Origin of the sequence: Leifsonia poae (assembly GCF_050632195.1) — a bacterium.
GTDB classification, from domain to species: domain Bacteria; phylum Actinomycetota; class Actinomycetes; order Actinomycetales; family Microbacteriaceae; genus Leifsonia; species Leifsonia poae_C.
In genome coordinates, this window is the sequence record NZ_CP192580.1 from 1,047,755 (window position 1) to 1,059,126 (window position 11,372).

At 67.5% G+C, this 11,372-nt stretch carries 12 protein-coding genes; 10 read left to right on the forward strand and 2 right to left on the reverse strand.

Features of this window, described 5'->3' with window-relative positions:
* Window positions 1–3: 3 nt before the first annotated feature.
* The 10 genes from ACQ86A_RS05395 to ACQ86A_RS05440 all read left to right on the forward strand — a co-directional run bounded on the left by ACQ86A_RS05395 (window position 4) and on the right by ACQ86A_RS05440 (window position 9,024).
* Entirely contained in the window at window positions 4–582 is a 579-nt protein-coding gene (locus ACQ86A_RS05395) for a hypothetical protein (protein WP_431279572.1), read from the forward strand.
* Window positions 579–1,955, forward strand: coding sequence for a hypothetical protein (locus ACQ86A_RS05400; RefSeq protein WP_431279573.1), 1,377 nt, complete (start codon window positions 579–581; stop codon window positions 1,953–1,955). The genes ACQ86A_RS05395 and ACQ86A_RS05400 overlap by 4 nt, the downstream gene beginning before the upstream one ends.
* A complete protein-coding gene (locus tag ACQ86A_RS05405) occupies window positions 1,955–2,743 on the forward strand; it encodes a ribonuclease activity regulator RraA (protein WP_431279574.1) in 789 nt (262 codons plus the stop codon). Before ACQ86A_RS05400 ends, ACQ86A_RS05405 begins: the two co-directional genes overlap by 1 nt.
* Window positions 2,707–3,507 (forward strand): amidohydrolase family protein, encoded by an 801-nt coding sequence (locus tag ACQ86A_RS05410; protein ID WP_431279575.1) that lies wholly within the window; start codon window positions 2,707–2,709, stop codon window positions 3,505–3,507. Before ACQ86A_RS05405 ends, ACQ86A_RS05410 begins: the two co-directional genes overlap by 37 nt.
* A complete protein-coding gene (locus ACQ86A_RS05415; RefSeq protein ID WP_431279576.1) occupies window positions 3,504–4,439 on the forward strand; it encodes an aldo/keto reductase in 936 nt (311 codons plus the stop codon). Before ACQ86A_RS05410 ends, ACQ86A_RS05415 begins: the two co-directional genes overlap by 4 nt.
* A 25-nt stretch (window positions 4,440–4,464) precedes the next feature.
* The gene (locus ACQ86A_RS05420) at window positions 4,465–5,328 is read left to right on the forward strand and encodes a fumarylacetoacetate hydrolase family protein (RefSeq protein WP_431279577.1); all 864 of its coding nucleotides are present in this window, start codon (window positions 4,465–4,467) and stop codon (window positions 5,326–5,328) included.
* Between the two features lie 3 nt (window positions 5,329–5,331).
* Window positions 5,332–6,078: an SDR family NAD(P)-dependent oxidoreductase gene (locus ACQ86A_RS05425; RefSeq protein ID WP_431279578.1), complete on the forward strand. Its 747-nt coding sequence runs from the start codon at window positions 5,332–5,334 to the stop codon at window positions 6,076–6,078.
* A 56-nt stretch (window positions 6,079–6,134) separates the two neighbouring features.
* Complete coding sequence (locus ACQ86A_RS05430; protein ID WP_431279579.1) at window positions 6,135–7,142, forward strand: LacI family DNA-binding transcriptional regulator; 1,008 nt, start codon at window positions 6,135–6,137, stop codon at window positions 7,140–7,142.
* Window positions 7,143–7,249: 107 nt separating this feature from the next.
* Window positions 7,250–7,942, forward strand: a complete 693-nt coding sequence (locus ACQ86A_RS05435; RefSeq protein ID WP_431279580.1) for a ThuA domain-containing protein — start codon at window positions 7,250–7,252, stop codon at window positions 7,940–7,942.
* A complete protein-coding gene (locus ACQ86A_RS05440; RefSeq protein ID WP_431279581.1) occupies window positions 7,927–9,024 on the forward strand; it encodes a Gfo/Idh/MocA family protein in 1,098 nt (365 codons plus the stop codon). The genes ACQ86A_RS05435 and ACQ86A_RS05440 overlap by 16 nt, the downstream gene beginning before the upstream one ends.
* A gap of 7 nt (window positions 9,025–9,031) precedes the next feature.
* Here the strand turns inward: ACQ86A_RS05440 and ACQ86A_RS05445 are convergent, their stop codons facing one another.
* Both ACQ86A_RS05445 and ACQ86A_RS05450 read right to left on the reverse strand, forming a co-directional pair.
* Window positions 9,032–10,306, reverse strand: coding sequence for an endo-1,4-beta-xylanase (locus ACQ86A_RS05445; protein ID WP_431279582.1), 1,275 nt, complete (start codon window positions 10,304–10,306; stop codon window positions 9,032–9,034).
* Window positions 10,303–11,334 carry a LacI family DNA-binding transcriptional regulator gene (locus ACQ86A_RS05450; protein ID WP_431279583.1) on the reverse strand — a complete coding sequence of 344 codons (1,032 nt, stop codon included), beginning with the start codon at window positions 11,332–11,334 and terminating at the stop codon, window positions 10,303–10,305. The genes ACQ86A_RS05445 and ACQ86A_RS05450 overlap by 4 nt, the downstream gene beginning before the upstream one ends.
* Window positions 11,335–11,372 lie beyond the last annotated feature (38 nt).

An 11,372-nucleotide genomic window follows, 5' to 3' on the forward strand; every position in this document is an offset into this window, starting at 1 on the left:
CACGTGAACGACGAGAACCAGATCCCGCGTATCGCGGCGACCGTACCGGCGCGTGAAACACCACGGTGGGCCGTCCTCCAACGTCGGCTTTTCGACATGCTCGACGGTGCGTGGCGCGAGTTCGCCGCAACCTACTGCGAGCCCGACGGTCGGCTCAAGTACGCCGGCCGGATGTTCCACCGCGACGGAGTCGACGACTTCTACGAACCCTTCTTCAACTGGCCGGTGCTGTATCGGTTGGGCGGTTCAGCGGACCTTCTTCCCGCAGTCAAACATCACTGGGCGGGTGTGACCGCCCAGATGACTGAATTCGGTTTCGTGAAGGACGAATACGAGCTCGGCTACGACTGGTTCCACCAGGGGAGTCGCTCATCTTCTTCTACGCGATCTGCGCCGCCGATCCCGATGACGCTGAATTCCGCGAACGCGCACTGCGCTTCGCGCGGCTCTACTCCGATCCGTCGTCGGGCAACTACGACCCGGCGACGCAGATCGTCGTCGCACCTCACACCGGCTCCGGCGGACCGCGCCCGGGGCTCGGAACCGAGTGGATCGAGTACCGCGCAAGCCAGACCGGAATGAAGCCGTATGGTCTTCCCCTCGACGACCTCGAGGGAATCGAGGAATGGGATGACCTCGCGACAGACGAGAACGCGCGCCGCATGGGTGACGCGATCCAAGAGCGATTGGGTCGCGGAGACACAGCCGCGAACCTCTCCTCGACATCGCTCGTCACCAACGCCTGGCTTTACGACCACGATCATGAATTCGCCGCCTGGGTACTCGAGTACGTGGCCGCGTGGAGGGAGCGCGCCGAGTCGAACGGCGGCTTGATCCCCGACAATGTCGGTCCTTCCGGCGCTGTGGGTGAACTGCATGACGGCCGGTGGTACGGCGGCCACTACGGCTGGGCTTGGCCGCACGGGCTCCCCACTGTGGAGACCGGCGCTCTCGTGGCGGTGATCAACGAATCGATCATCACGGGAAGGACCGACCAGCTCGACCTGGCCCGTGCGCCCCTCGACACCGTGATTGCCGAAGGCATCGTCACGACGGGCGCCGAGGCCGCGAAGAAGATGGGCTGGGGCTGGGTGCAGAAAGTCGGGTTGGAAGAGGATGCACCGATCCAGCTCGTGCCGTACCGGCACAACACGAGTGGTTGGTTCGACTTCAACCCGGTTCAGCTGAGCTTTCCGGTCTGGTTGTGGTGGCTTTCCAACGAGGCATCCGATCTCCATCGTCTCGAGTCGATCGAGGCTGAGTCCGGCTTCGACTGGCGAGCGACCCGGTGGTTCCACGACAAGGAGGAGCAGGGACACGAGGCACCGTGGGTGTCGTACCTCCTCGGACGCAACCCCGGTTACCCGGAGGACGCCCTCGAGATGGCGCTCGGCCAAGTGACCCGACGCCTGGCGATGATGCGGGCGACCCCTTATGGGCCGTCGGACGATGACATCCATTGGTGGCAGCGACTGAACCCCGTCGCAACGGAGGTACTCACCCAACTGACCACGGGCGCGCCGCCGGCGCTCTACAACGGCGGACTCTCGGTGGCCCGCGTCGTCTTCGGCGACGCCGCAGCCGCCCGCCCCGGATTGCCGGCTGATGTGGCTGCACTCGTCAGCGAAGTCGACGCGCACGGTGTCCGCCTCGAACTGGTGAACCTCAGCGAACACCAGCCACGCGAGGTCATCGTGCAGGCAGGCGGTTTCGGTGAAGACCGCATCGATGCCGTCACCTACGACGAGCTCATTGACGGATACCCGGGTAGCGCACGCGACTACCTGATACCGCAACCGAGCCTGGGTTCGACCACTCTCACCGCGTCGACCTCGAGAATCACGGTGGTCCTCCCACCCCTGAGCGCGATCGGGATGCGGCTCGACATCACTCGCCGCGCCTACGCACCAGCCCACCGCAGCTTTTCCCGTCCGAACACCTGGAGTACTTACTGATGGACACTGAGAACCCAACTTCCGCCTGGCCGATCCCGGTCCGAGGACCGAGCTTCGAGCGCGCCGGCGCCGACATGCTGCGACGTATGGATGCGATCAGCGCCGCCACGGCCTGCGCGAAACTGCACGGAATGGGCATCACCCGCACCGCGGTGCAGGGCCCGACCGCGCTCGAGACCGGCAGTCGCGTCGTCGGATCCGCAGTCACACTGCAGTTCATGCCACAGCGTGAGGACGTCGCCAGTGGCCTCGGCCAGGAGTATGTCGAACGCACCACGGCCCTGTGGGCGGTGCTCGAGACCATCCAGCCAGGTGACGTGCTCGTCGTGCAGGCGTGGGGCAGCTCGTTCACGGGCTGTTTCGGCGACATGCTCGTGCGCTATTTCAAGCGCCGTGGCGGTGCCGGCATCGTGGTCGACGGTCGCATCCGCGATGCCGCGCGTGTGCGTGAGCTCGGTGTTCCGATCTGGTGCACCGGCACCACCCCGCACTACGCCTCGCAGACCGACCTGTTCCCGTGGGCTTACGACGTGCCTGTCGCCGCGGGCGGTGTGCTGTGCCTTCCCGGTGACGTGGTCGTGGCTGACGATGATGGCGCCGTCATCGTGCCGGCGACGCGTGCACTCGAACTCGTCCAGGATGCCGAAGACCACGAGGATTGGGAGTCGTTCAGCCGGATGCGGCTCGAGGAGGGCGCCAGGCTCTCCGACTACTACCCGCTGACCCAGGACAGCCGCGCCGAGTACGAGGCATGGCGGGACAGTCAGGTGAGCGTTCCCGCGCGATGATCGACGCCCACATCCATCTCTGGGGAGCCGAGGTCGCCGCGGCCGGTTGGCTGGCCGGAGAGCGCACCGCGGCGATCCGTCGCCCGATGGCGATCACCGAGTACGTGGCGGGCGCGGGTCCTGAGGTCGAGGGGGTCGTGCTGGTGACGGCCGAGCAGTCCGTAGCAGAGTCCGCGCGGCTCATCGCGACGGCCGCAGCAGAACAGCTCGTTCTGGGTGTCGTGGGCTGGGTCGATCTGGCGGGCGGGTTCAACCCAGACGATCTCGCTGGTCTGGTCGGCATCCGGCATTCCGTTTCCGCGGAGGATGCAGGCTGGCTGGGCCGTTCCGACGTCAGGACGGGAATCGCGGCGTTCGCCGTCACTGGACTCGTACTCGAGGTTCTCGTCGCCGCCCGCGATCTCGCCGACGTTGCTGCTCTCGCGGCCGAGCATCCGGCCCTCGCGATCGTGGTGGACCATCTCGGTGACGCGTCCGTCGGCGGCCCGGCTTGGGAACTCGGCATCGAAGCACTCGCAGCGTGCCCCAACGTGCGCGTGAAGCTCTCAGGAGACCACGCGACCTCCCCGGCAGCGCGCGTCGTGCTCGACAAGCTCGGTGCCGGCCGTGTGATGATCGGATCCGACTGGCCGGTGTCATCGCTACGGCAGCCGGTCGACACGGAGATCGCGTCGCTCGTTGCGCTCCTTGACACACTCACTCCCGAAGACCGGGACCGCGTGCTCACCGGCACAGCGCTCGACACGTACAGGCTCGGGTCGTGAGAGCGAACCGATTGGGAACGTCAGGCGTGCGGGTCACAGCGATGGGCCTCGGCACGGCCCAACTCGGCGACCTCTACGAGACGATGAACCAGGAGCGGGCGACGGCGATCGTGGACGCGGCGTGGGACGCCGGGATTCGCTATTTCGACACGGCACCGCACTATGGAGTCGGTCTCGCCGAGAAGCGGCTCGGCGTCGCCCTGAGCGGCCGCGCGCGTGATGAATACGTGCTGGGGTCCAAGGTCGGCAGACTGCTTGTACCCGGCAAAGACGGCGACCTGGTCCGCGAGTGGGACTTCAGCGCCGATGGTGTCCGGCGAAGCGTCGAAGAGTCGTTGACCAGGCTCGGGCTCGACAGGCTGGACTTCGCCTTGTTGCACGACCCGCAAGAGCGCCTCGGCGTCGCTCTGCAACACGGCCTTCCGGCGCTCGTGAAGCTCCGCGACGAAGGCATTGTCGGAGCGATCGGCGTCGGCACCGGAGACGTCGACGCACTCACCGCGTTCGCTGACCGAGGAGAACTCGACGCGCTCATGATCGCGGGCCGATACACACTCCTCGAGCACCCCGTCGTCGCCGAGGTGATTCCCGCGGCTCGTGCCGCCGGAATCTCGGTGATCAACGTCGGGGTGTTCAACAGCGGCCTCCTCGCCCAAGTCCAGCCAACCGTCGACGCGCACTACGAATACGGTGCCGCACCCTCAGAGGTTCTTGCACGGGCCCAGCGCCTCGCCGAGCTTGCGCTCGCTGCCGGAACTACGCTGCCTCGCGCCGCACTCGCGTATGCAGCTCTCGATCCGCTCGTCGCATCCGTCGTGGTGGGGGCGGACAGTCCCGAGCAGATCGCTGCGAATGTGCGGATGGCGAGCGATTCCCATCCACTCGACGACCTCTGGGCCCGGCTATCGGCCCTCGGCCTGCTCACCGACTAGACCACCCCGACCAGGAAGACCACTCATGAGATTGATGCGTATCGGCGACCCCGGATCAGAGATCCCGATCGTCGAGCACGAAGGCGTTCACTACTCACTTCAGAGTCTCACCGCAGATTTTGATGGTGGGTTCTGGGCCGATGGCCCGCATCGCGTGCGCGCCGCCCTGGACGCGGGAGACCTGAAGACGATCGATATCTCCGGCCGACGGATCGGGTCCCCCATCCCCAGGCCAGGCGCCGTGATCTGCGTGGGCCTGAATTACGCAGCACACGCGGCGGAGTCGGGCGCACAGCCGCCCACGCACCCTGTCATCTTCCTCAAGACTCCGAACACGGTTGGCGGTCCGAACGACGACGTCGAGATTCCCGAAGACTCGATCAAGACCGATTGGGAGGTCGAACTCGGCGTCGTGATCGGCACCACCGCCGCCTACCTCTCGTCGCCCAACGATGCTCTCGCTTCCGTTGCCGGCTTCGTGCTCATCGATGACCTCTCCGAGAGGACCTATCAGATCGAGATCTCCGGTGGCCAGTGGAGCAAGGGCAAGTCCCTTCGGGGGTTCACGCCGACCGGCCCGGTGCTGGTGACGCGGGATGAGCTCGACCACCACGACCTGCGGCTGCGCAGCTTCGTGAACGGTGAGCCGCGGCAGGACTCCTCGACACGGGACATGATCTTCGGTGTTGCCGAGCTCGTTCAAGACCTCAGCCGCTACATGCAACTCGAACCGGGCGACCTCATCATCACGGGCACTCCGGAGGGCGTCGCGCTCTCAGGCCGGTTCCCCTACCTCGACGATGGCGACGTGGTCGAGGTCGAGATCGAAGGCCTGGGACGACAGCGGCACCGCATTGTGCGCCGCGCCACACACACGACGGAGAACTGAAGCATGGGCGATTTCAATGGACTACGCGCCGTGATAACGGGAGGCGCATCGGGTATCGGGGCAGCGACCGCCCGCCACCTGCTCAACCAGGGCGCCACGGTAGCGGCGCTCGACATCGCACCGCAGAACGCGCCTGTCGGCGTTGCGGGCGTGCGCTGTGATGTGGCCGACACCGAGTCCGTGGAGGCCGCGATCGCCGAGGCAGTCGAACGACTGGGCGGCATCGACATCCTCGTCAACAACGCCGGCATCGGCGCGCAGGGCGACATCGCGGCGAACTCCGAGGAAGAGTGGCGCCGCGTGTTCGAGATCAACGTGCTCGGGATCATGCGCGTCACCCAAGCTGCGCTGCCGCATCTCCGCATCTCCGCGCATCCGGCCATCGTCAACACTTCTTCGATCGCCGCAACGGCCGGCTTGCCGGAGCGTGCGCTGTATTCGGCGAGCAAGGGCGCGGTCCACGCGCTCACGCTGGCCATGGCAGCCGACCACCTCCGCGAGGGAATCCGCGTCAACGCCGTGGCACCCGGCACAGCAGATACGCCGTGGGTGGGGCGTCTGCTCGACAACGCGGCGAACCCCACGGCCGAGCGCGCCGCACTCGCGGCGAGACAGCCGCACGGGCGCCTGGTATCAGCCGACGAGATCGCAGCCGCCGTGGCCTACCTCGCAAGCCCTGTCAACGGATCGACAGCGGGAGTCGTGCTTCACGTCGACGGCGGCATGGACTCGCTGCGACTGCGGCCGTAACGTGGTTTCTTGAGATCAGGCGAAAGGTTTCGCCACCTTTGTGGGACAGTGTGAGCATGTCCGATCGAAACCGACCGACACTCGCGGCGGTGGCACGCCAGGCTTCCGTCGCATTGTCGACCGCTTCGAAAGTGCTCAACGGTCGGCCAGGGGTTTCCGCGGCTACGCGACAGCGGGTAGAGCAGCTGCTGCGTGAGTCTGGATACGCCAGGCGCAGCCTCGATCCCGAGCCTGGCGGATTGGTCGAGCTCGTCGTCGAAGACGTGCTGAGCGAGTGGTCGATCGAGATCATCCGCGGCGTCGAGAGGATCACTCGCGAATCCGGGTACGTGCTCGCCCTTGCCAGCCTCGGCGATCAGCACGCGCCCCACGACGAGTGGATTACCGGCGTGCTGCAGCGCAAACCGGTCGCGGTCATCCTGCAGTTCTCCGACCTCACCGCCGAACACCGGCAGCAGTTGCGCACGAGGAACATCCCCTTCGTGGTGGTGGATCCGGCGGGCGACCCTCCCGCGGACGTTCCGGCCGTCGGGGCGACCAACTGGGCGGGCGGCGTCACGGCGACCAGGCACCTGATCGGACTCGGCCACAGGAGGATCGGCGTGATCTCCGGTCCGACCGACCTGATGTGCTCCCGCGCGAGAGTCGCTGGATACCAATCGGCACTCGCGGAGGCCGGCCTCCCTTATGTGGTGGAGCTGGCGGGATCCGGCGCGTTCAGCCAAGCCGACGGCGAACGAGAGGCGAGACGGATGCTGGCCCTCCGCGACAGGCCGACGGCGATCGTCGCCGGCAACGATCTGCAGGCGCTCGGCGTCTACGACGCCGCTGCTGCGCTCGGCCTGGAGATCCCAGCGGATCTGTCCGTGGTCGGCTTCGACGACGTCCGGCCGGCACTGTGGGCCAGGCCACCGCTCACGACTGTCAAGCAGCCGCTGCAGGAGATGGCGGAGGAGGCGACGAGGATGGCGCTGCGCCTGCGCTCAGGTGACATCGACAATGCGCGCCTGGAACTCGCGACGTCACTTGTGGTGCGGCAGTCGACCGCCGCACCCGCATCCTGAATCACGAAAGTTTTCTAATCATCCACCGAAACTTGTGAGCGAAGCGCGGACCCGCTTAGCGTCGAACAGCGGGCTCGGACGAACGCAGAACGGATGGAAAGGACCAGATGACCAAGCAGGCCCTGATCGTGCGAGGCGGGTGGGACGGGCACATGCCGGTCGAGACCACCGACTCGTTCATCCCGTTCCTGGAGGCGAACGGATTCGTCGTCCGCGTTGAGGAGTCCCCGGCGATCTACACCGACGCCGACTTCATGGACACCGTCGATCTCGTGCTCCAGATCAACACCATGAGCACGATCGAACCAGAGGAGTTCGCGGAGCTGCAGCGCGCCGTACTGAACGGCACCGGGATGGCCGGCTGGCACGGCGGGATCGCCGACTCGTACCGCGACAACGCCGACTACCTGCACATGATCGGCGGCCAGTTCGCCCACCACGCGGGCAAGGATCCGGCCGAGCGCATCGGCGAGCAGTCCGACAACTACATCCCGTACACCGTGCACATCACCGAGTACGGCAAGACGCATCCGATCACCGAGGGCATCGCCGACTTCGACCTCGTCACCGAGCAGTACTGGGTGCTGAGCGACGAGTACAACGACGTGCTCGCGACGACGACTCAGGATGCGCGCCCCTGGGATGCCTGGAACCGCCCGGTCACAGCGCCCGCCATCTGGACTCGCCAGTGGGGCGAAGGTCGCGTCTTCGTCTCGGCACCGGGGCATCGCCTGGAGATCGTCGAAGACCCGAACGTCCGCACCATCATCGAGAGGGGCCTCCTGTGGGCAGCACGTTGAACATCGGCGTCGTCGGCGTCGGCAACATCAGTCAGCAGTACTTCGCACAGCTCCCGAAGCTGCCGAACCTGTCGCTGACCGCGGTCGCCGACCTCGACCTCGCCCGGGCCGCCGCAGTCGCGCAGAGCCAGGGCGTCGAGTCGCTGAGTGTGGATGCGCTCCTCACCGACCCGCGCATCGACGTCGTGCTCAACCTGACCATCCCCGCTGCGCACACCGAGATCGCCTTGCGTGCCCTCGACGCCGGCAAGCACGTCTATGGCGAGAAGCCGCTGGCCCTGGCGACGGCGGATGCGGCGCCCGTGCTGGCACGCGCGGCCGAAGCCGGCCTGCGGGTCGGCAGCGCCCCCGACACCGTGCTCGGGACCGGCATCCAGACCGTCCGCGCCCTGCTCGACGACGGACGCATCGGATCCCCGGTCGCCGCCGCGGTGGCGTGGACAGCTCCGGGGCACGAGCTGTGGCATCCGGCACCCGCGTTCTACTACCAGCCGGGCGGCGGCCCGCTGTTCGACATGGGGCCGTACTACCTGACAAGCCTGGTGACGTTCTTCGGGCCGGTCGTGCGCGTATCCGGAGCCGTCGGACGCTCGTCGCGCGAGCGCACCGTCGCGACCGGCCCGCTCGCAGGCACGCCCATCCCGGTGGATGTGGACACCCACGTCACTGCGATCCTCGAGCACGCGAACGGCGTCATCTCGACGGTGACCGTGTCGTTCGAGGTGTGGGAGAGCCGAGTCCCGTTGTTCGAGGTCTACGGCACCGCCGGGACCATCTCGGTGCCCGACCCGAACATGTTCTCCGAGAGGGTCGCGATCGCGACCGTGGCGGATCGCACCTGGCAGGACGTCCCGGTTGCGGCGGGCTATGCCGATGCGGGTCGCGGCGTCGGCCTCGCCGACCTGGCGCGGGCCGTCGAGACGGGGCGGCCGCATCGCGCATCCGGCGAGCTCGCGTTCCACGTGCTCGAGATCATGGAATCGGTCATCCGTGCGGGGCGGAGCCACGAGGTCGTCACGCTGACGTCGACGGTCGCGCGCCCTGAACCGGTCGGGTTCGGCACGCGTCCCGAGAGCTGGTGACGATCGGTCAGAGAGCCGGGCGTTCGATCCGGATCTCTTGGCGCTCAGTCGCGATGGTGAACGGGAGAGATGCGCCACCCGAGCGCAGCTCGTAGCCACCGCGGAATCCCCCGACCGTGATCCGGCCGTTCGCGTCGGTGACGACGGTCGTCGGGGCGAGCCACCACTCGTCCTTGATCAAGCGGCGCAGCGCGTCGTATGCGGGTTTCGGTGTGCCGTCGGCATGAACGAGGCCGATCGGCGCGCCGAGCCAGGCGCCCGCATCCGTGATTCCCCAGTATGTGATCGCCTCGACCGACGGATGCGACACGAGCGACCGGTAGTGCCGCTCGATCTCGTCGGCTTGTCGCGCCTCACCCTCGGGCGTCGACGGCCACTCGGGCACCCGGTAGTCGTTGAGGTCCACGATGTCCGCGGGCATCAGCTGCCCCGACACCAGGGACGACTCGGTCAGGTGCAGAGGCAGACCGTACCGGGCGAAACGGTCGACCATCTCGAGCATCGCATCCTCGCCCCAGTAGCCCTGGTGCATGTGCGTCTGCAGCCCGATCGCATCGATCTCGATACCGGCCTCGAGCACGCCCTCGATCAGGCACTCGTATGCGCTCGACAGGTCGAAGTCGTTGAGCAGCAGGCGGGCATCCGGATTCGCGGCCCTGGCCTCCTCGAACGCCAGCCGGACCATCGGGATGCGCCCTTTGGCGCGGGCGAGCGGCGTGATGCCGTTCTCCCCGTTGGCGAACACGGGCATGATGACGACCTCGTTGATCGCATCCCAGGTGTCGACGAGGCCGGCGAAAGCGCTCACGTCGCGGCGGATGCGCTCGCGCTGCAGACTCTCCACCTCCTCGAGCGGAAGGCCCAGCAGCCAGTCGGGCTGAACGGTGTGCCAGACGAGCGGATGGCCTTTCAGGGCGACCCCGCGATCGTGGAACCAGCGCGCGGTCTGCATCAGGCGGGCAGTGTCGGGTTCGCCCCGGCGCGGCTCGAAGCGGCCCCAGTAGAACGGCAGCGTCGCGGTGTTGAAGACGTCGGTGTAGAGCTCGGCAAGTCGCTCCGCAGCGGCGGTGCCGCCGGTGGTCTCCTCCGGCTCGCCGTTCGCCAGGCCGATGAAGTCGAAGCCGATGTTTCCGAAGGTGAAGTCGTGGGAGGTCTGGGCGACGACGACCTCGGTGTGAGGCAGGGGAGTGTCGGACGCATCCGTCACCGTGATGGAGGTTTCGCCGATCCGATGACGCGGCACGGAGGTCGGTGCCGAACGCACGGAGCGCGCGTCGGTCACTGTCCGGGCACCGGGCCGGTGCTCCCGCGGACCACGAGTTTCGCGGGCAGGTGCACGCGCTCGGGAACGTCGCCGCCGCCGAGAAGCTCGATGAGCATCCGGAGTGCCTGGGCCCCGATATCGTGCAAGGGCTGTGCCATCGTCGTCAGCGGCGGAGTCGCTCTGGCGGCTTCGGGGATGTCGTCGAAGCCGATGACGGACAGGTCTTCGGGAACCCGCAACCCCAGCTCGTGGGCCGCCTGGAGCACGCCGATGGCCGACATGTCGTTCGCTGCGAAGACGGCGGTCGGCCGGTCTGCCCGGGTCAACAGCTCGAGCGCCGCCGCGGCCGTCTGTGCGGTCTGATAGCCGCCGTCGAGCACCAGCGTCGGGTCGAACTCGATTCCGGCCTCGGCCAGGGATTCGCGGTAACCGGCCTCGCGGAGCTGCGCCGACGCGAGGTCGCTGCGGCCACGGAAGTGGGCGATGCGGCGATGGCCGAGCTCGATGAGGTGCCGGGTCGCGACCCGCGAGCCGCCGAGGCTGTCCGAGTCGACCGTCGCCGGGCCGCCCTGCCCGGTGTGCGGATCGATCGCGACGACGGGGATGGAGGTGGTCGGGATGAGCACGGTCGGCGTGACGATGACCGCGCCGTCGATGAGGGTTCCGGCGAGCCGGGACAGGGATCGGCGTTCCCAGCCGACGGAACCGTTGCCGGCGACGAGGCCCGAGTATGCAAGCAGTTCGTAGCCGGCCTCGGCCGCCGCGGCGGATGCGCCCTTGAGCAGCTCGACGGAGAACGACTCGAACTCGGCGACGAGGATGCCGATGACGTTGGTGCGCTGACGGCGCAGGCTGCTGGCCACGAGTGAGGTCTCGTAGCCGAGTTCTTCGACGACGGTCATCACGCGTTTCAGCGTGGCGGGGGCCACGCCGTAGCGACCGTTCACGACCTTGGAGACGGTCGGAACGGAGACCCCGGCCGCCCGCGCGACGTCGCTGATCGTCACCCGCCCGAACGTGGGGGCGGGGATGGCATCGGCTGGCATGGTGTCACCTTACCTCTCGTGGCGGCGCCGACACGGCG